The sequence below is a fragment of the Solirubrobacter phytolaccae genome (assembly GCF_027587195.1).
Classification (GTDB): domain Bacteria; phylum Actinomycetota; class Thermoleophilia; order Solirubrobacterales; family Solirubrobacteraceae; genus Solirubrobacter; species Solirubrobacter phytolaccae.
The window spans coordinates 1-20,142 of the sequence record NZ_JAPDDP010000027.1 but is presented as its reverse complement, the minus strand read 5'-3'; the positions used below and the strand labels follow the sequence as shown (position 1 = coordinate 20,142).

At 70.3% G+C, this 20,142-nt stretch carries 17 protein-coding genes; 6 read left to right on the top strand and 11 right to left on the bottom strand.

Going from position 1 to position 20,142, the window contains the following annotated elements:
• Positions 1-96 precede the first annotated feature (96 nt).
• Complete coding sequence (locus OJ997_RS16075; protein ID WP_270026181.1) at positions 97-5,307, top strand: ThuA domain-containing protein; 5,211 nt, start codon at positions 97-99, stop codon at positions 5,305-5,307.
• 106 nt (positions 5,308-5,413) lie between these two features.
• Entirely contained in the window at positions 5,414-6,412 is a 999-nt protein-coding gene (locus tag OJ997_RS16070; protein ID WP_270026180.1) for a hypothetical protein, read from the top strand.
• On the opposite strand, the gene OJ997_RS16065 is transcribed toward OJ997_RS16070, so the two are convergent.
• Together OJ997_RS16065 and OJ997_RS16060 are read right to left on the bottom strand one after the other, a co-directional pair.
• A complete protein-coding gene (locus OJ997_RS16065; protein ID WP_270026178.1) occupies positions 6,409-6,624 on the bottom strand; it encodes a hypothetical protein in 216 nt (71 codons plus the stop codon). The two genes, OJ997_RS16070 and OJ997_RS16065, sit on opposite strands and share 4 nt — an antisense overlap.
• 10 nt (positions 6,625-6,634) lie before the next feature.
• Complete coding sequence (locus tag OJ997_RS16060; protein ID WP_270026177.1) at positions 6,635-7,396, bottom strand: esterase/lipase family protein; 762 nt, start codon at positions 7,394-7,396, stop codon at positions 6,635-6,637.
• A 75-nt stretch (positions 7,397-7,471) separates the two neighbouring features.
• On the opposite strand from OJ997_RS16060, the gene OJ997_RS16055 reads away from it, so the two are divergent.
• The gene (locus tag OJ997_RS16055) at positions 7,472-8,422 is read left to right on the top strand and encodes an alcohol dehydrogenase catalytic domain-containing protein (protein WP_270026176.1); all 951 of its coding nucleotides are present in this window, start codon (positions 7,472-7,474) and stop codon (positions 8,420-8,422) included.
• Here the strand turns inward: OJ997_RS16055 and OJ997_RS16050 are convergent.
• Genes OJ997_RS16050 through OJ997_RS16035 form a run of 4 tightly spaced genes read right to left on the bottom strand, consistent with a single transcriptional unit; the run spans position 8,387 to position 12,638 of the window.
• Complete coding sequence (locus OJ997_RS16050) at positions 8,387-9,028, bottom strand: TPR end-of-group domain-containing protein (RefSeq protein WP_270026175.1); 642 nt, start codon at positions 9,026-9,028, stop codon at positions 8,387-8,389. The genes OJ997_RS16055 and OJ997_RS16050 overlap by 36 nt on opposite strands.
• Positions 9,004-9,609 carry a uracil-DNA glycosylase family protein gene (locus tag OJ997_RS16045; RefSeq protein WP_270026174.1) on the bottom strand — a complete coding sequence of 202 codons (606 nt, stop codon included), beginning with the start codon at positions 9,607-9,609 and terminating at the stop codon, positions 9,004-9,006. Before OJ997_RS16045 ends, OJ997_RS16050 begins: the two co-directional genes overlap by 25 nt.
• A 49-nt stretch (positions 9,610-9,658) precedes the next feature.
• Positions 9,659-11,560 (bottom strand): PHP domain-containing protein, encoded by a 1,902-nt coding sequence (locus OJ997_RS16040; RefSeq protein ID WP_270026173.1) that lies wholly within the window; start codon positions 11,558-11,560, stop codon positions 9,659-9,661.
• A gap of 43 nt (positions 11,561-11,603) precedes the next feature.
• Positions 11,604-12,638, bottom strand: coding sequence for a hypothetical protein (locus OJ997_RS16035; RefSeq protein ID WP_270026172.1), 1,035 nt, complete (start codon positions 12,636-12,638; stop codon positions 11,604-11,606).
• A gap of 92 nt (positions 12,639-12,730) precedes the next feature.
• On the opposite strand from OJ997_RS16035, the gene OJ997_RS16030 reads away from it, so the two are divergent.
• Positions 12,731-13,900, top strand: a complete 1,170-nt coding sequence (locus OJ997_RS16030; RefSeq protein WP_270026171.1) for a hypothetical protein — start codon at positions 12,731-12,733, stop codon at positions 13,898-13,900.
• 103 nt (positions 13,901-14,003) lie between these two features.
• On the opposite strand, the gene OJ997_RS16025 is transcribed toward OJ997_RS16030, so the two are convergent.
• The 5 genes from OJ997_RS16025 to OJ997_RS16005 form a co-directional block, all read right to left on the bottom strand.
• The gene (locus OJ997_RS16025) at positions 14,004-15,194 is read right to left on the bottom strand and encodes an inositol-3-phosphate synthase (protein ID WP_270026170.1); all 1,191 of its coding nucleotides are present in this window, start codon (positions 15,192-15,194) and stop codon (positions 14,004-14,006) included.
• 46 nt (positions 15,195-15,240) lie between these two features.
• Positions 15,241-15,846 (bottom strand): CDP-alcohol phosphatidyltransferase family protein, encoded by a 606-nt coding sequence (locus tag OJ997_RS16020; RefSeq protein WP_270026169.1) that lies wholly within the window; start codon positions 15,844-15,846, stop codon positions 15,241-15,243.
• Between the two features lie 13 nt (positions 15,847-15,859).
• Positions 15,860-16,615 carry a phosphatase PAP2 family protein gene (locus tag OJ997_RS16015; RefSeq protein WP_270026168.1) on the bottom strand — a complete coding sequence of 252 codons (756 nt, stop codon included), beginning with the start codon at positions 16,613-16,615 and terminating at the stop codon, positions 15,860-15,862.
• Between the two features lie 25 nt (positions 16,616-16,640).
• A complete protein-coding gene (locus OJ997_RS16010) occupies positions 16,641-18,143 on the bottom strand; it encodes a hypothetical protein (RefSeq protein WP_270026167.1) in 1,503 nt (500 codons plus the stop codon).
• A 99-nt stretch (positions 18,144-18,242) separates the two neighbouring features.
• Entirely contained in the window at positions 18,243-18,707 is a 465-nt protein-coding gene (locus tag OJ997_RS16005; protein WP_270026166.1) for a CAP domain-containing protein, read from the bottom strand.
• A 232-nt stretch (positions 18,708-18,939) separates the two neighbouring features.
• On the opposite strand from OJ997_RS16005, the gene OJ997_RS16000 reads away from it, so the two are divergent.
• Both OJ997_RS16000 and OJ997_RS15995 read left to right on the top strand, forming a co-directional pair.
• Positions 18,940-19,608 carry an endonuclease III domain-containing protein gene (locus OJ997_RS16000; protein WP_270026165.1) on the top strand — a complete coding sequence of 223 codons (669 nt, stop codon included), beginning with the start codon at positions 18,940-18,942 and terminating at the stop codon, positions 19,606-19,608.
• Positions 19,609-19,632: 24 nt separating this feature from the next.
• Positions 19,633-20,142 (top strand): Hsp70 family protein (locus tag OJ997_RS15995; protein WP_270026164.1); only part of this gene is annotated, 510 nt, incomplete at its 3' end.

The window sequence follows — 20,142 nt, the reverse complement described above, 5'->3', positions numbered from 1 at the left end:
CGTTCCAGAGGTGGAGCAGTCGTTGCACTGCTCGTTGCCATTCTCGCCTGCGCGTTCAGCGCGGCGCCCGCGCACGCGGCTGATCCGCTGTCCAAGGTGCTGGTCTTCTCGAAGACCGCCGGCTTCCGTCACGACTCGATCCCGCAGGGCATCGCGGCGATCCAGAAGCTCGGGACGGAAAACAACTTCACGGTCGACGCCAGCGAGGACGCGGCCGTCTTCACCGATGCGAACCTCGCCCAGTACGACGTCATCGTCTTCATGTCGACGACGGGCGACATCCTCAACAAGGACCAGCAGGACGCGTTCGAGCGCTACATGCACGCCGGTGGCGGCTGGGTCGGCGTCCACGCCGCCTCGGACACCGAGTACACGTGGCCCTACTACGGCCAGATGGTGGGCGCGTACTTCCGCAACCACCCGAACGGCACGCCGCAGGCGACGATCCGCATCGAGGACGGCGACGAGCCCTCCACGACGGGCATCCCGGCCGCCTGGACGCGCAATGACGAGTGGTACAACTTCCAGAAGCCGAACAACCCGGTGGTCAACGGCAACCAGCCGAACATCCCGGACTACTCGCCGCGCACGAGCGGCGTCCACGTTCTGGCGACGGTCGACGAGTCGACCTACGACGAGGTGGACGACTCCGCCGCGGCCGACGACCACCCGATCGCCTGGTGCACCAACTTCGACGGTGGCCGCGCCTGGTACACGGGCATCGGCCACACGCAGGCGACCTTCTCCGAGCCGGACGCGCTCAAGCACCTCCTCGGTGGCCTGAAGACCGCCGCCAAGAACGTCGACGCGGACTGCGGGCCGGAGCGCCAGCGCACCCCGTCCACGGACGACTTCGAGATCGCCACGCTGGCCAAGGGCGCCGACAAGATCGGCGAGCCGATCTCCCTCGACGTGCTGCCGGACCGCCGCGTCCTGCACACCGCCCGTGACGGCCGCGTCTTCATCACGACGCCGAACTCGGTCACCTCGCTGGCCGCGACGATCAACGTCTACTCGCACGACGAGGACGGCCTGCAGGGCGTCGCGGTCGACCCCAACTTCACGCAGAACAAGTGGGTCTACCTCTTCTACGCCCCGCGCCTGACCACGCCGCTGACCGACGCGCCGACCGACGGCAACGACGCCGCGTTCGCGCCGTACAAGGGCTACAACCAGGTCTCGCGCTTCAAGCTCGGTGACGACAACAAGCTCGACCTCGCGTCCGAGCAGAAGATCCTCCAGATCCCGACCGACCGCGGCCAGTGCTGCCACGTCGGCGGCGACATGGACTTCGACGCGCAGGGCAACCTGTACGTCGTCACGGGCGACGACTCCAACCCGTTCTCGTCCGACGGCTACGCGCCGCTCGACGACCGCGCGAACAAGAACCCCGCGTTCGACGCGCGCCGCACCGCCGGCAACACGAACGACCTCCGCGGCAAGGTGCTCCGGATCAAGGTCGCCGAGGACGGCACCTACACGATCCCGGCCGGCAACATGTTCACGCCCGGCACGATGGGCACCAAGCCCGAGATCTACGCCATGGGCTTCCGCAACCCGTTCCGCTTCTCGGTCGACAAGAAGACCGGCTACATCTACCTCGGCGAGTACGGCCCCGACGCCGGCGCCGCCAACGCGAACCGCGGCCCGGGCGGCCTGGTCGAGTTCAACCTGATCAAGCAGCCCGGCAACTACGGCTGGCCTTACTGCATCGGCAAGAACCAGGCCTACAACGACTACGACTTCGGCACGCAGACCGGCGGCAAGTTCAACTGCGCCGCGCTCAAGAACGAGTCGCGCTTCAACACCGGCCTCGTCGACATCCCCGCGGCCGTCCCGGCCTGGATCGACTACGACGGCGGCTCGATCCCCGAGTTCGGCTCGGGCTCGGAGTCCCCGATGGGCGGCCCGACCTACCAGTACAACGCCGCCAACCCGTCCACGACGAAGTTCCCCGCCTACTTCGACGGCAAGAACTTCGCCTACGAGTACGGCCGCGCGTGGATCAAGACGTTCACCGGCGGCACCGCCGACCTGACGTTCCCGACGGTCGAGACCTGGTTCCAGGGCTTCCCGATCAAGCAGCCGATCGACATGCAGTTCGGCCCGGACGGCGCGCTGTACGTGCTCGACTACGGCACGGGCGGCTTCTTCCAGGGCGACGCGAACTCGGCGGTCTACCGGATCGACTACGTCCAGGGCGCCCGCTCGCCGATCGTCAAGGCCACGGCCGACAAGACGTCCGGCCCGGCGCCGCTGACGGTCAAGTTCTCGGCCGAGGGCTCCCTCGACCCGGACGGCACGCCGCTCACGTACGCGTGGGACTTCGACGGCAACGGCACCACGGACTCGACGGCCATCAGCCCGACGTACACCTACACGACGGCGGGCAAGCGCACGGCGACCTTGACGATCAAGGACGCCACCGGCCAGGAGGCGTTCGACTCCTTCAACATCACCGCGGGCAACACCGCTCCGACGGTGAAGGTCAACCTGCCGGCGCAGGGCGCGTTCTTCGAGTACGGCGACAAGATCAAGTACACGGTCACGGTCACCGATCCCGAGGACGGGACGATCGACTGCTCGAAGGTCCTCGTCAACACCGCGCTCGGCCACAACGACCACTCGCACGGTGACCAGTCGCTGACCGGCTGCTCGGGCGAGTTCACGATCCCGGCGGCCTGGGAGGACAAGACCCAGCACGTCTGGTACATCGTCTCGGCCCAGTACACGGACAAGACGACCGGCCTGGAGCTGACCAGCTCCAACCAGGTCGAGCTCGAGTGGAAGACGCTCCAGGGCGAGCAGGCCGACGTCAACAGCGGCTTCACGCCGAACCTCGCCGCCAGCGGCGCGGGTGGCAACGGCCGCATGGGCTACACCGACGTGGGCGACTACCTGCGCTTCGACAAGATCAACATGGTCGGCATCGACAGCGTCACGTTCCGCACCAGCGGCACGGCCGCCGGCCGCATCGAGCTGCACGCGGACTCCCCGACCGGCCCGCTGGTCGCGAACGTCCCGGTCACCGCCTCCGGCGACTGGGAGCAGTACCTGGTGCAGGCGCCGGCCGCGATCACCGATCCGGGCGGCACGCGTGACCTCTACGTCGTCGCGGCCACGACCGGCTTCGACATCGACGAGCTCACGTTCAACGGTCCGGGCGCCAACGGCAACGCGGCTCCGAACCTGACCGCGACCGCCACGCCGCTCACCGGCGCGGCCCCGCTCAAGGTCGACTTCACCGCCAGCGCCGTCGACCCGGAGGGCAAGGCGGTCACGTACGCCTGGAACTTCGGCGTCCCGGGCGCGACGGCCACCACGGCCACCGCGTCCTACACGTACACCCAGCGCGGCCTCTACACCGCCACGGTGACCGCCACGGACGCCGACGGTCGCGCGACCTCGAAGTCCTTCCCGATCGAGGTCCTCGGCACCTGCCCGGGCACCGACACCTTCACGGGCTCGACGCTGGACCGCACGGTCTGGCCGACGATCACCCGCGAGGACGCGGCCAACTACAAGGTCGAGAACGGCGTCCTGAAGATCAACGCCGTCGCCGGTGACCTGTGGACCGGTGCCGTGACCGCCAAGAACGTCGTCTCCCGCCCGGCCCCGGCCGGCGTGTGGACGGCGACCACCAAGGTCAGCCTCGCCCAGGTCGCCAACGGCGAGCAGGCGGCGATCATCCTCAACCAGGGCACTGCCGAGATCTACAAGGCCGCCTTCATCCGCACCGCGGAGGGCCGCAACGTCGAGTTCGTCGGGCTGCGGTCGGGTGCGGACGCGTACGTGGCGCGCTCGGCGCTCTTCCCGACCAGCGCCGGCAACACCGTCTACCTGCGCATGCAGAGCGACGGCACGAACCTGACCGTGTGGTTCTCGCGTGACGGCGTGAACTTCACGCAGGTCGGCACGCCGCAGCCGCTGGACCGGATGACGAGCCCGCTGCTCGGCATCTCGGCCTTCAACGGCACGGCGGGCACGCCGGCGAGCTTCGAGTGGTTCAACCTCTCGACGGCGAGCGACGAGTTCGACGGCACCTCGGTCAGCGACTGCCGCTGGACCACGGTCCTGCGTCCGGTCGCGGGCGAGACCCGTGTCGTCGACGGCGAGCTGCAGATCGACGCCATCGACGGCGACCTCTACAACGGGGTCGACACCGCCAAGAACGTCCTCCTCCAGCCGGCCCCGCAGGCCGGCAAGTGGGAGGCCGTCACGAAGGTCAAGATCGCCCAGGGCGGCTCGTACGAGCAGGGGGGCCTGGTCCTGTACAAGGACCCGAAGAACTTCCTCAAGCTCATGCTCATGGACACGGAGGGCGACGGCTTCCGGATCGAGTTCGGTCAGGACATCAACGGGGCGACGACCAACGTCTCCAGCCGTGACCGCTCGGGCGCGCTGCCGGCGAACGCGAACACGACCGGCGTGTGGCTGAAGATGAGCAGCGACGGCACCAACGTCTCTGCCGCGTGGTCGATGGACGGCGTCACGTGGACGGCGTTCAGCATCGGCAAGCCGCTGGCTTCGCTGGCGGGCGCCAAGATCGGCATCGCCGGCTACCACGGCAACGGCCAGCCGGCGCGGTTCGACTTCTTCCGTCTCGGAAGCGGCGTTCCGGCCAACCGTGCCCCGGTGATCTCGGCCGCGACCGCCACGCCCAACACGGGCACGGCGCCGCTGAAGCCGCAGTACGACGTCACGGCCACCGATCCGGACGGGGACACGCTCACGTACGCGTGGGACCTCGACGGCAACGGCACGGTCGACTCGACGGTGAAGAACCCGACGACCACGTTCGCCACGGCCGGGACCTACACGGCCAAGGTGACGGTGTCCGACGGCAAGCTCACCGCCGAGAAGACGGTCGTCGTGACCGTCGAGGGCGCGGCGGTCACCGCGCCGTTCGAGCTCGGCAGCGACGTGCCGCCGACGCTCGGGCTCACGCTCGGCACGACGGCGACGTTCCCGACGTTCGTGCCCGGCGTCACCCGTGACTACACGGCCACCACCCAGGCGACGGTCGTCTCGACGGCCGGCGACGCGGCGCTGAGCGTGAACGATCCGGGTGCGGCGAAGACCGGCTACCTGACCAACGGCACCTACTCGCTGCCGAAGCCGCTGCAGGTCAAGGCGGGCACGGGTCAGTGGCAGGGCATCCCGTCCGCGCTCGTCAGCTGGACGGGCCCGGTCGGCAAGACCACCGTGGACCTCGCGTTCCAGCAGTCGATCGCCGAGAGCGACGCGCTGCGGTCGGGCCGCTACAGCACCACGCTGGTGTTCACCCTGAGCACCACCACCCCGTAGGACGCTGATCGTCCCGGGGGCGGCGAGCGATCGCCGCCCCCGGGCGCTTGCGAACTAGACGTTCGTTCGCGTCCACATTTGGCACGTCGCCACTAATGTGGCGCTCATGCTCCGTGTCGCCCTGCTCGCGGCGGCGGTCGCCGCCCTGCTTGTGCCCGCTGCCGCCCAGGCCCATTGGGACCTGGCCTCCGACGGAAATCCCAAGGTCCGGCTGGACTACCTGACCACACCCGGGCACCCGTACGAGGTGTTCGCGTGCCCGGCGGACGGCGGTCCCTGCACGTTCGCCGCGACCGGTCCGGCCGACTATGAACCGGGCGACACCCCGGCGGGGACGACGTTCGAGCTCCGCCGCGACGGCGCGGTGCTCGAGCGCAGCCCGACGTGGCGGGGGCAGGTGCAGCGCACGGCACCGCCGACCATCACCGGCCGGCTCTTCGCCACCGGTGACGCGCTCGCGGTCGACGGCACGTGGACGGGCGGCTGGCTCGACGACCTCAGCGCGCAGGTCCTGAGCGCGTGCCTGACGCCCGAGGGCACCGGCTGCCTGTACCTGCCGCAGATCCAGGGCTGCCCCGTGCCGTGCGTCGACGTCACCCCGGGCACGGCCATCAGCTATGGCGGTGTGGCCGGCATCCCCGCCGCCTTCGCGGGGCGCTACCTGTTCGTGACCGAGCAACGCGTGCCCAAGGACCGGCGCGGGCTGCCGATGCCGGTCCCGCTGCTGTGGGGCACGACGTACCCCCACGACCTCTCGGCGCCGTCGGCGTTGCGCGCCGTGTCGGCGCCCGTCGGCCCGCTCGGGACGCCGGTGACCGGGGTGCTGCTCGACAAGGTCGCTCCGCCCCTTCCCGCGCCCACGGTGACGCTGCGCCAACGCGCGCTGCGGGCCAAGGGCAAGCTCAGCCTCGGCCGGATCACCTGCGCGGCGCCGTGCAAGGTCGCGGTGAAGGTGTCCGGCGGCGGCAAGAAGGCGTTCACGACCACGTTCCTGGCCAAGGCCGGCACGACGGCGATCACGGCGCCGGTGCGGCGCGGCAACCTGACCGTCCGCGTGCACGCGGACGGCAAGCTCATCACGAGCGGGAAAGTGACTGCGCGCTAGACGGCGCCGCCGAACGGCGGGATGTTGCGATAGGCGGCGGGGCGCGGATCGTCCGGCGTGGGCGGGCGCTCCGCGGCCTCGGTGGTCGGCGTCGTCTCGCGCGGCTCCTCGACGGGCACGAAGCGTCCCGTGGCCGCGTCGAACCGCATGGTCACCTTCGGCGGCGGTGGCTCGCCGGCGTGCTGTCGGCCCGCGGGCTGGTGTCTGGCCATACCTACAACTCTAAGCGGCCTGCGCCCACATGTGCTCGTCCTTGAAGGACGCGAGCGCGTGGCCGACCTCGGCGAAGACCTCGGCGTTGAGGCCCATGCCCATGTGGGAGGCGCGGACCTCGACCTTGTCGGCGCACGGGTCCAGGCAGGCGCGCCAGTGCACGATCCCGTCCGTCTTGGAGTAGATCGCGGTGTAGCCGACCTCGGGCGGGACGTCGGCGCGGAACTCCTCGCGGAAGCGCTCGCAGCAGGCGCCGCGGAGGCAGCTGACGCGGAGCATGCCGGGTACTCGGCCCGTGCCGAGCGCGCCCAGCAGGGCGATGTTGGCGAGCACGACCGGGTGCGTGTGGAGCTGGTTGACCGTCGGCGAGCCGAGCGTGACGATCCCGCTCACGAGGTCCGGGCGGCGGACCGCGAGGTGGCGGGCGAAGATCCCGCCGCGGCTCTGGCCGACGAGCGCGACGCGCTCTCCGGCCTCCTCGGCGAAGCGCTCGAGCCGCTCCTCGATCCGCGTGCACGCCTCGGCGGAGCAGCCGACGTTCCAGCGGATCCCGGCCCGGCGCGTGTGGTAGCCGTTCTGACGCAGCCACTGGGTCATCGTCGCCAGTGACCCGTCGCCGGCCATGAAGCCGGGGATGAGCAGGACGGGGTGGCCCTCACCGTCCGGGACCCCGCCGCCGCGCCAGACGGAGCTGCGGCGGAGCGCCGCGGCCTCCACGCCGGCGAAGGACTCGCGCCACAGCGGGGGGAAGTGCGGAAGTGAAACGCCCACGTCCACATATTTACCCGAATTCTGTGCGGATCACCACAAACGAACGTCCAGCGCCAGCGGAGTACCGTTCGGATCATGCGTGCCGCCACCATCGTCGACGGCCAGATCGAGGTCGCCGACCGTCCCGATCCCGAGCCCCAGGACGGGCAGCTGCTCGTCCGCGTCCGCGCCGCCGGGCTCAACGGTGCCGACATCCTGCAGGTCGCCGGGCACTACCCACCGCCGCCGGGGGTCCCGGCCGACATCCCGGGGCTCGAGCTCGCGGGCGAAGTGGTCGCCTGCGGGCGCCGCGTCGGGCGCTTCGAGCCCGGCGACCGCGTCATGGCCGTGGTCTCGGGTGCCGGCCAGGCCGAGTACGCGGTCGTCCACGAGCGCACCGCGATGCCCGTGCCCGACGAGCTCGACTGGACCGCCGCGGGCGGCGTGCCGGAGGTCTTCACCACCGCCCACGACGCGCTCTTCACCCAGGCCGGGCTGACCGTCGGCGAGCGGCTGCTCGTGCACGGCGCGGCGGGCGGCGTCGGCATGGCCGCCGTCCAGCTCGGCGTGATGGCCGGCGCGCGGGTGACGGCTTCGGTGCGCGACCCGCACGCCCGCGAGCAGGTCGGCGCGCTCGGCGCCGTGAACGCGATCGCGCCCGAGGACTTCGTCGAGGCGGGCGAGTTCGACGTGATCCTCGAGCTCGTCGGCGCGATCAACCTGAGCGGCAACCTCGACGCGCTCGCGACCGGCGGACGGATCTGCGTCATCGGCGTGGGCGCGGGCGCCGTGACCGAGATCAACCTGATGAAGCTGATGCAGAAGCGGGGCCGCATCCACGGCTCCACGCTGCGCACACGGCCGATCGAGGAGAAGGCGGTCGCGGCGCGGCTCGTCGAGAAGATGGTCCTGCCGGGCTTCGCGTCCGGCGACCTCTCCGTGCCGGTGACCGCGAGCTTCCCGCTCGAGGACGCGCCCGCGGCCTACGAGCGGTTCGGCGCCGGCAAGAAGCTAGGCAAGGTCGTGCTCGATATCGGCACGGATTAGGTCCAGGTCGGCGTCGTCGCGAGCCCACTCGCGAGACTCGGGCCGCAGCTCGAACGCGGTCCTGATGTGGCGCAGGGCGTCCTCGCGGCGCCCGGCCAGCGCCGCGTAACACGCGAGGTTGTACTGCAGGCCGGGGTTGTCCGGGTAGTGCTGGAGGCCTTCGGAGGCGATCACGTAGGCCTTCTCGGGCTCGCCCGCCTCGGCGAGCGGGCCGGCGAAGTACCAGTACTCGAACGGCGAAGGCGGGCCCGCCGCGCCCGGCTTGCCGCCGATCACCAGCACCGTCGTGCCCGCCGCGTGCGCGGTCGCCCCGCGGCGCTGCTCGGGCTGGACGAACAGCAACGTGCCGGCGGGCGCGTCGTGCTCGGTGCCGTCGATCACGAACTTCGCGTGCCCGGTGGCGACGAAGTACAGCTCCTCGTGCTTGCCGGACCCCGAGCCGAGCTCGTCGTGCTCCTCGATCACGCGGCCTTCGTCCGCGCTGTAGGCGTTGATGCCGAACGCGGTCACACCCAGCGGCCGGCGGATCGGCCGGTACTCGATCCCCTCCGCCAGCGGGATCCGCGCGAGGTCGTCGAGGGCTAGTACGGCGGGAAGTCGCTCCACCAGGTCCCCAGCTCCCGGAACGCGCGCCAGAAGTCGCGCTTGGCGGTCTCCTCGTCGAGCGAGCGATCGATGTCGGGCACGTACAGCGCCTCGATCGACGGGGTCAGGCGTTGGATGTCCCCCGGGATCTCGAGGATCTCGCGGGCGAGGGGCAGCTGGAGGTCGTTCAGCACGTCGAGCGCTTCGGTGCCCATGACCACCACGATCTTGGGCTGCACGATCGCGATCTCCTCCACGAGCCGCGCGACGCACTCCGGCGCGGCGAGCGAGGGATCGGCGACCGGGCACTTCACGCACAGCGTGCCGTAGACGACCAGGGGGTCGATGTCGAGTCGCCGGAGCGACTTCATCATCGCGGTGCCCGCGCGGCCGTAGAAGGCAACGCCCTCCTCGACCTCCGCGGGGGTCGGCGCGTACTTGAGCATGAACACGTCCGCCTGCGGGTGGCCCGAGCCGAGCACCGGCATCAGATTGCCGCGTGCGCAGCGCTCGCAGCTCTGCAGGTCGTGGGTGAACGTGTTGAGCTCGCGGATGGCGCGCTCGAGGTACTTCTCGCGGATCTCGTCGTCGGTGGCGGGCATTCCGCCACCGAGGTTCACGCCGGGGCCGGGTTCTCCTTGCCCCTGCAAGTCACTGCCCGCCGCGACCCGCCACGGCCTTGGCCACCTTGCGCCGGCGAGTGGCTCGCCGAGCGGCCGGTGGGGTGGCCTTCGTCTGGAGGAACTTCAGGGCCTGAACTTGGGCGTAACGCAGGGAAGAAGGCTTGGCGGCGATGTCCGCGTCGCGCAGCGATTCGAGGAACTCCTCGGGCCCGTCGAAGTCCCGCATCGTGATCCGGACGGAGCCCAGGCCCTGTGCAACATGGCTGTCAGTTCCGGCGCCGCCGACGATCCGGTACTTGCCCGCGAAGCGCACGGCCTCCTCGTTGAAGGCCGGGATCGCGATCCGCGGGTTGAAGACCTCGATCGCGTCGATCTGGTTCACGACCTTGAGCATGTGCTCGTAGTCGGGCACCGCGTGCAGCCGGTCGAACGGGTGCGGCACGTAGACGATCCCGCCCTGGCGGCGGATCTCGGCGATCGTCTCCTCGAGCGTCATCCCGCGGGGGATCTTCTCGGTCAGGAACAGGCCGATGACCTCGCCCTGGTCGGCGGTCATGACCTCCTCGCCGATGATCACCTTCACGCCGTACTGCGCGGCCTTCTCCGCCGCCTCGTACGCGCCGGAGATCTCGTTGTGGTCGGTGACCGCGATCGCGCCCAGGCCGACGTCACGGGCCGTCGCGAGCAGCACGTCGACCGGCGTGGCGCAGTCGCTCGAGTGGTCGGTGTGCATGTGCAGGTCGACGTCGATGAGCGGGTTCTTCTTCACGCGGGCGCGCACTTCGGGCTTGGGGTCCGGGTCGTGCCGGAGCGCCGCGAGGCCGCGGTAGATCTCCTCGACCTGGTCGGCCACGCCCGACCAGGCGAGCTCCTGGCGCGCCTCGCCGCCGGCCTTCGCCAGCTTGGTGCGCAGGTCCGCGTCCCGGATCGCCCGCTCGAGCTGGGCCGCCAGCACGTCCACGTCGCCGACGTCGAAGTGCAGTCCGAGGTCTCCCTCGCGCAGCACCTCCTCGTAGACGGGCACCCGCGCCGCGAGCGGCACCGCGCCGACGCCGAGCGCCTTCACGAGCACGCCGGGAGCCGTCACCTGCCCGAGGCTCGCGGCCACGACGATGTCCGCCGCCGCGAACGCGGCGTCCTCGTCGGACACGACCGTCACGCGGTTGCGCAGGCTGGACCGCAGTGTCGGGATGCCGGTCTTGGTGTAGACGACGGCCTCCCACGGCAGCTCCTCCGGGAGGTGCCGGAGCGCGCGCAGGAACAGCCGCAGCGCGCCGCGCTCCTCGCGGTCCGAGAACGCGATCCGCAACGGACCGCCGGTCCGCGCCTCGCGCGGCTCGGGCGTCACGCCAGGGCGCAGCAGCCGGTACGAGGACGGGAAGAACGTGTTCATCAGCTCCGCCGTCGCCTCGTAGGACGCGGTGCGCGCGTCCATCCGGCCGAAGAACAGCTCGACGAACTTGCGCGCCACCTGCGTCGAGAGCACCCGCTCGGCCGGCGCGTGGAAGGAGCCCACGTTCAGCGCGCGGCTGTGGCGCAGCGCGACGGACCCGGCGCTCGGCGCCCACGGCTCGTGCACGTGCACGAAGTCCAGCGGCGCGACCGACAGCACCTCCTCGATCGTGCGCGCGATGTCCACCGGCGGCGCGGGGTTGATCCCCTTGCGGCTCGCGTTGAACAGCAGCTCGCCGACGCCGAGCACCCGGACCCCGCCCTCGGGGTCGAACAGGTCCTCGGGATGCTTGTGCGCGGCCCGGATGAGCCGGCGCGACTCACGCACGAGCTCGGGCGACCGACTCGGCGCGAGGAGCAGGACTTTGTGCCCCCGCGCAGCGAGTTCCTTCGAGACCTCGCCCGCGAACGTCCCCACCTCGTTCGCGTCTTCGAGCGGATGCGGCGCGACCTGGGCGATGGCGAACCGTTCAGCCACTCCGCGGGAGGATAGTCACCCGCGCACCTCCGGTGCCCGGGGGCTACGTCCGGACGCGCTCGTTTGCCTGCCCGCTGGCGGTGGCCGGCAGCGGCGTCTCGGGTTTTCCGCTCGACCGAATGCGCGACAGGCGTCCGAGCGCGTCGAACCAGAACGGCGCGCCGAGCGAGATCGCGAGGATCGTCAGCACCCAGCCCGGGACCGTCTTCCACCACGGGTACGCCTTCGCGTCCTCGCCCCAGCCGAGCGGGATGCCCAGCTTGACGACGGAGTCGACGTCGTCCGCGGCCCGCTTGAGCTGGTCCTGCGCGGCCGTCGCCTGCTCGGTGCCGGTCGGCGTCTCGAGCGCTGTGGCCTTGGCGACGACCGCGGACCGGACGGTGTCGTCCTTCCACATCCGCTCGCCCATGCGGATCGCGTTCGCGTTGATCCCGATCGCGAGCGCGGTGCCGATCACCAGCAGCATGATCTGCGACTTGCGCTTGTACCAGCCCGAGACGCGCGCCATGGTGTCGTCGTACCAGGCCTCGAGCCGGAGCCGCTCGCGCTCGACGTCGCTCTGGCTGTCCTTCACGACGGCCTGGAGACGCTCGCCCAAAGTGCCCGGGGCCTCGCTGGCGACCGCCGAGGCCTGGCCGAAGAGCTTCTCCGGGTCCAGCACCACGGTCGCGAACGCGCGCGGGGAGATGTAGGACGGCCCGCTGGTCGGGCCGAAGAACGAAACGGCCCGCTCGATGAAATTGCGCTGCGCCACGGCGGCGCGCCGCCCCTTGGGGTCGGGGTCGACCGCATTCTCGTCGGCAGCCACCGGAACGTCTCCGCCGGTGAGTACGGCGGGGCGGGCCGTCTTGTACAGCGTCTTGATCAGTGGGTGGTCGTAGAAGTTGTCGACGTACTTCCAGCCCACCTGCTCGTCCTCGAGCATGCTCCGCAAGCCCTGTTCGAGCGTGCGCGCCCGCAGCCCCAGGAACGACGCAATGAGCTCCTGGATCGTCGCGGCGAGCGTCGACAGCAGGAAGAAGACGAACGCCATGCCCAGCGCCAAGTCCAGCGCCGGGATTCCGGTGAGGTCGATCATTCAGCCACTCCAGAGCCGGTTTTGACGACCATACTGCTCAAGGGATCCTCGCGGTGAGAATCTTCGATCCCTCTCGCGGGTACGGGACGGGTGTGCTCCGGATCGTGCTCGTCCTGCTCGCGCTTCTGCTGCTGCCGGCGCCGGCGTACGCGCAGTGGGAGTGGTCGGTCCCGCGGGCGCCGGGCGGCTCCGGGCTGACGGTCGGGAACGTGGGCTGCACGAAGCAGCGGACGTGCTCGCTCGTCGCCGCCGACGCGCGGGGTACGTACGTCCTCTCCACGGCCGACCTCGCGGCCACCAGCCGCTGGAAGCGGGTCGAGACGCTCGGGCCGCCGGGGATCGCGACCGACATCGACTGCACGCGCGGCGACACGCCGTTCTGCGCCGTGGCGGGCGGGAACGGGCCGCTGACGCTGTGGCTGTCGAACGCCTGGGATCCGCTGTCCGTCCCGATCGAGCGGCGCGCCGCCGACCGCGTCCGGGTGGCGTGCGCGTCGGATCGCCTGTGCGCGGTCGGGGCCGACGGGCTCGCCGTCTGGACGCCGGACGCCTGGACCGTGATCGACCCCGACCCGGTCACGGCGCTCGCGTGCGCGTCCAGCGGCGTCTGCGCCGCGGCCGATGCGACCGGCGAGGTGCTGATCAGCACGCGCCCGTCCAGCCCCGCCAGTTGGCGGCGGTACCGCGTCGAGCGGCCATTCACGATCCTGGCGTGCACGTTCGTCGGCTGCGTCGGCGCCGACGGCACCCACACGTACGGCATCATCCAGTTCGAGCCGAGCACCTGGATCACCCGCACGGCGCCGCCCGGGCTGGCGACGATCGGCTGCGCACCGCGCGCCTTCTGCGTGGCCACGACCACGGACGGCGCGATCCTGCTCTCGCGCGGGCTCGGGAACTACGAGCCCTCACGCACCCCGAGCGGCCCGTTCCACGACGCCACGTGCGTCGTGTCGAGCCACCTGTGCGTGGCGACGACCCCGACCGCGGTCATGGTGGGCTCACGCGCGCCGCAGCTCGTCGTCGACTACGACTACGACCGCCACCGACGGGGCCGGCGCGCGATCGAGGTTCGGCTGTACAACGCGGTGCCCGGGAGCCGCGTGACCATCGACGGGCGGCGCTACCGCGCCGACGAGGACGGCGACGTGATCCTGTCGGGCTACAAGCTCGTGAGACCCGGGACGCGCGTCCGCGCCACCGCGCGGGCCACCGGTCTCGCGGGCATCGAGCACCGGCTCACGGACACGCTCACCGCGTAGCCCCGAGATAGTCGGTGGCCTGGAGTGAGAGCGTGGTCAGTCGAAGCACAGCGGTGAACACGGTATGAGCGCGCTCACCGCTGAGCGTTCGGAGATGCGTCCGCTACTCGGCCGCGGTCTTCTCGGAGGAGGCCTCGGCGGCCTTCTTCTCACGCGCGGCGCGGGAGACCTTCTCGGCACGCGTGTAGCGGGCGATGAAGTCCTCGGTCGCCGTGCGCGCCGCGTCGTCCGGGCGCTGCGTGTGCGGCGACTTCATCAGGTACGACGACGGGCCGTCGAGCTGGCCGCCGATGCCGTTGTTCATGGCGAGCTTGCAGCAGCGGGCGGCGTCGATGACGATGCCGGCCGAGTTCGGGGAGTCCCAGACCTCGAGCTTGAGCTCGGCGGTCAGCGGCACGTCGCCGAAGGCCGCGCCCTCGAGGCGGATATGCGCCCACTTGCGGTCCGTGAGCCACGGCACGTAGTCCGACGGGCCGACGTGGACGTCGTGCTCGGGCATCTCGTGGTCGACGATCGAGGTGACCGCGTTCGTCTTGGAGATCTTCTTCGACTCGAGGCGCTCGCGCTCGAGCATGTTGTAGAAGTCCATGTTGCCGCCCACGTTGAGCTGCGACGTGCGCTGCAGCTCGACGCCACGGTCGCCGAACAGGCGGGCCAGCTGGCGGTGGACGATGGTCGCGCCGACCTGGGACTTGATGTCGTCGCCGACGATCGGGAGGCCGGCCTTCTTGAAGCGGTTGTCCCAGTAGTCCTCGCGGGCGATGAACACCGGGATGCAGTTGACCATCGCGCAGCCGGCCTCGAGGATCTGCTCCACGTACCACTTGGTGGCCTGCTCGGAGCCGACCGGGAGGTAGGAGACGACGACGTCGGTCTTCGTGTCCTTCAGGACCTGGACGATGTCGACCGTCGAGCCCGGGGCCTTCGTGATCTTCTGCGAGAGGTACTTGCCAAGACCGTCATGGGTCATGCCGCGCTGAACCGGGACGTTCAGGTGCGGAACGTCCTCCTTGAGGAACTTGATCGTGTTGTTCTGGCCGGACCAGATCGCCTCGGAGAGGTCCTTGCCGACCTTCTCGGAGTCGATGTCGAACGCCGCGGAGAACTCGATGTCGCCCACGTGGTAGCCGCCGAGGTCGACGTGCATGAGGCCCGGGACGCGAGCGTTCGCATCAGCGTTCTTGTAGTAGTGCACGCCCTGCACGAAGGCGTTCGCGCAGTTGCCCACGCCGATGATCGCGACGCGGACCTTTTCGTTCTGGTAACGACCGTTGCCGTTCGTAGACGCCGTCAAGGCTATTTCCCCTTCGATGGTTGGTGACCGACGGTCAATAACACCACTAGACGGCGTCGGTTACAGGCTTAGTCAGCTCGGAGCGCACGTGGAAGATGCGCTGGAAGACGGTGATGACCGCCATGGCGGCCAGGAGGTACACGGCCGGCTCGATCGCCTGGACGAAGCCGAAGACGAGGCCGGCGGACAGCACCACGACGCGCACGGCGCGGTCCGCGATGCCGACCTTGCACTCGACGCCGAGCGCCTCGGCCCGGGCTCGCGTGTACGAGACCATCAGCGAGGCGAGGACGGCGAGGACCGTGACCCCGACGGCGACGTCGGCGCCGAAGATGAACGTCAGGTCGTCGTCGCGCACGAACTGGACGCCGACCGCGGCGAGGACGATGCCCTCTTCCAGGCGATCCAGCGTCGAGTCCAGGAACGCGCCGAACGGCGAGCCCTTGCCGGACATCCGCGAGTAGCGTCCGTCCAGCGTGTCGCAGACGGAGCCGACGATGAACGCGATGCCGCCCGCGATCCACCAGCCCTGCAGGATCAGCACGGCGGATACGACGCAGAGCACGAACCCGGTCAGCGAGATCGCGTTCGGTGTGAGCCGTGATTCGATGAGACGGTTGCGCATGACCGTCTGGTAGTCGCGAGTGGCCATTCGGCCGCGCAGCCTATCCGGCGCGAGCCGGCGCGGGTAGGGCCGGCTCCGGCTCCCACGCCCACTGAGCGGGTCGGACACGGGACAGGACCGTCTGCGCGGCGACGGCGGAGACGACCGCGACGAGCGCTCCGGTGACCGCGTCGAACACCCAGTGGTTGGCGGTCACGACCACCACGAACGACACCACGACGGGGTACAGCACCCACAGCGCTTTCAGCCACGTGTGGCGCGTCATCCGCACCATCGAGATCGCGAGCATCAGCGCGAAGCCGACGTGCATCGACGGCACGGCCGCGTACGGGTTGTAGAGCGCGTTGACGTCCGAGTCGCTCGAGACGCCGGTGAAGTCCGACACGGAGTCGATGAAGCCGAGCCCGGGCATCAGCCGCGGCGGCGCGGTCGGGAACAGGACGTAGCCGAGGAGCGCGAACCCCATCGCGACCATGAACATGTTCCGCACCCAGTAGAAGTGCTCGTTGCGGGCGAGGTAGATGAACGCGAGCGTGAACGTGGTGACCACGAAGTGCGTGTTCAGGTACATCCACGAGCCCACGCCCTCGACCCAGCCCGTGCTGATCGCCCAGCGCTGGATGTCGGGCTCGACGAAGACGTGCAGGGTCTGCTGCAGGTCGACGATCCAGCGGGCGTTCGCGAACGCCGCCGCCGACTGGTCGAACACCTGCCCGCGCACGAGCCGGTAGACCCAGTAGGCGCCGCAGAACAGGAGGATCTGCCAGAGGAGGTCTCGGGGACCGCGGGGGAGCACGCGGGACAGCAACGTCCCAGAAAGACTAATGGCAGGTCTTCGCGCGCCGACTGCGCTCGAGGCCGAAGCGCGCCTGGACCATCAGCACGCCGGGCTCCTCGGGCTCGACGCGCGTCCAACCACCCGGCGCCCGGCTCACGCACGCGTTCGTGGTCTGCCAGTACGGCGTGTAGCGGTAGCGGACGACGGTCGGCTTGGACGCGTTGACCATGAACCAGTTCGGCCCGGCGGCGAGCAGCGTGGCCCCGTTGGACGCGGGCGAGACCGGGTCACGCAGCTCCCAGATGCGCCAGCGCGGCGACTCGTAGACGAGCTCGAGGTAGTCGAGCCCGCCGGTTTCGAGCAGCACCGCCTCCGCGCGGGCCGAGTAGTCCAGCGGCGCGTTCGGCAAGGCGACGAAGCGCACCGCGTTCTCGCGCAGCCACTCGTGGTAGCGGACGGGCGTCAGCTGCTCGTCGTCGTAGAAGATCGGGTTGGCCTTCGCGTCGAGCTGGCGCTCCCAGCCGCGGGCGAGCGGGACGACCTTCGCGAGGTCCGCCGCCTCCCAGTGGTTCTTGGTCAGCGGCACCTCGACGCGCTCGCCGGGCTTGGCCATCTTCGTCAAGAAGTCACGCGCCTCGGCCTGGAACGCCAGCCGGGTCGACGGGTCGCCGTGGGCCTCGGCCACGGCGCGCACGGCCGGCAGCCACTGCAGGTACAGCAGCCCGGCGCCGATCACGACCACCGCGATCGCCGGCACCTTCTTGCGGTGCGCGAGCGCGAGCACGGACGGCCCGGCCAGCACGCCGAGCCGCAGCGCGTTCTGCCCGAACGGCGACGGCACGAAGAACGCGCCGACGAGCACGCCCAGGTACAGCAGCCCACCCGCCCAGATCGTCCGCCGGCCCGGGGCGAGCAGCGCGACGCCCGCGGCGCTGAGGACGAGCATCGGCCAGAACGCGGACGCGGTGAAGCGGTCGTTGCCGCCCTCGGGGAACAGCGCCCAGAGCGCGATCCCGCCGCTCAGCGTCGGGATGAAGATCCACAGGGCGGTCTTGAGCCCGGGGCGGCCGTCGGCGATGAGCTTCGCGCACGCGCCGAGCATCAGGAACACGCCCGCGACCGGGCTGGCGAGCATCGTGCACAGCCCGAGGAAGCCGCCGATCGCGCGCCGGCCGCGGCGGCCGACCGTCCACGCGGCGACGCCGAACGCGATCCCGAGCAGGAACGGCATCCGCCCGATCGCGACGTTCGAGAGCACGCCCGCGGTGAACAGCCACGAGGCGATCGCGCCGCTCGTACGCGACGGCGCGTGGGCCTGCGCGAGCCGCGGGAACAGCGCCGTGGCGACGATCGCCGAGACGACGCCGACGAGCGCGGGGCCGAGGACCAGCGCGAAGGGCGCGAACAGCAGCGAGTAGCCCAGCACGTGGTGGCCGCCGTACCACTGGGCGTTCCAGACGGTCAGGCCCTGGTGCTCGAACAGCCACGCGCGGTAGCTGTGCGCGGCCATGTCGGCGGTGGCCGGCTGAAGAATCAGGTAGGCCAAGCAGGCCAGCGCGCAACCAAGCGCCGGCGCGAGAGGGTGCTCGAACGCGCGCCGCATGTGCGGAAGAGAGCCTACCCGCTGCCCGGGCGGGCCCCGTGCTTACTTGGCGGTGCCGAAATCCGCGGTGACGAAGCAGACGTTCGAGGTCGCGCGGCGGGCGACGCCGACGCGGCGGAACGAGCGCGAGAGCATCACGTGGCGGTGGCTCGAGGACTTGGCCCACATGGCCACGACGGCGGACGGGCTGCAGCGGCTCATCCAGGCGAGCGTCTCGCCGACACGCTTGACGCGGCGGACGTAGCGCCGGACGCGCTTGCCGTACTGGTCGTGGGCCATCTTGTTCTCGCGCAGCATCTTCGCGGAGTGGACGTCCGCGGCACGCGCGAACCCGCGCTGCTGGTGCAGCTTCGGCAGGCCGTGCTGGGCGCGGTAGTCGTTCATCGCGCGGACGATGCCCGCCTCGAGGCGATCGGTGCGCACGGAAGCCTGCGCGACGGCGCTCGGCGATAACACGCAGATCATGAGCACGGCGAGCAGCGCTCGACGCAGCGTCTTGACGGACATGTGCCCCCTGGGACCGGCAGCCCGACCAAGGCCACCGGGGTTTTTGACCATTTCTCGGCGCAGTCCGTCGCCGTGCTTCGACCAGCGCGAATTCCGTCCGCGCGGCCCGCAACCTAGTAGGTCGCTCTGGGTGTCCGCAGCTCGGTCGCCCCGGATCCCGTCAGAAAATATACATAACCGGACTGAAAAGCGCCAATCCGGGGTAGTGGCGCGCGTCGATACGGTGGCCGCCGTGACCCCGCCCGATCGAGCCCGCGTCCGCCGCATCCGTGACCGTCTGCGGCTCGTCTACGGGCGCCCGTTCGCCCCGCCGCACGGCCAAGGGCTCGACGAGCTGATCCTGACCGTCCTGTCGCAGTCCACCAACGATCGCAACCGCGACATCGCGTATCTGTCGCTGCGCGAGCGCTTCCCGGATTGGGCCGCCGTACGCGACGCGCCGAACGCGGACGTGGAGCTGGCGATCCGCCGCGGCGGCATCTCGAAGGTCAAGTCGGCCCGGATTCAGGCCATCCTGCGGGCGATCGACATCGACACCTTCGACGCGGATCTCGTGACAATGAGCGTTGACGAGGGCCGCGACCTGCTCGTCTCGCTCCCGGGCGTCGGCCGCAAGACCGCGGCGTGCGTGCTCCTGTTCGCGTACGGCAAGCGCGACATCCCGGTCGACACGCACGTCTCCCGCGTGGGCACCCGCCTCGGCCTGTTCCGCGAGAAGGCGCCGTTCGAGGAGCTCCATGACGCGATGCTCGACCTCACGCCGCGCGGGCAGGAGCTCGAGCTGCACGTGAACCTGCTCCGGCACGGTCGCCGGACGTGTCATTCAAGGTCGCCTAAATGTGATGACTGCGCGCTTTTGAGGATGTGTCCGACCGGCTACAATCTGCGTCAAGCTGACTGAGATTTCTAAGAGGAGCTAAGACGCATGGCAAAGACCATCGGGATCGATCTCGGAACCACCAACTCCTGCATGGCAGTGCTGGAGGGCGGCGAGCCGACGGTCATCGAGAACAGCGAGGGTGGCCGCACCACCCCGTCGGTGGTCGCCTTCGCGCAGAGCGGCGAGCGCCTGGTCGGCACGGTCGCCAAGCGCCAGGCGGTCACCAACCCCACGAACACCGTGTTCTCCATCAAGCGCTTCATGGGCCGCAAAGAGGCCGAGGTGCGCGAGGAGGAGTCGATGGTGCCGTACAGCGTCGTCTCCGGCACCGGTGGGGAGGCGCGCGTCTCCGCGGGCGGCAAGGAGTACTCGCCGCCGGAGATCGCCGCGATGATCCTGCAGAAGCTGAAGGCCGACGCCGAGGCGTACCTGGGTGAGTCCGTGGACTCCGCGGTCATCACCGTCCCCGCCTACTTCAACGACGATCAGCGCCAGGCGACCAAGGACGCCGGCCGGATCGCGGGCCTGGACGTCAAGCGCATCATCAACGAGCCG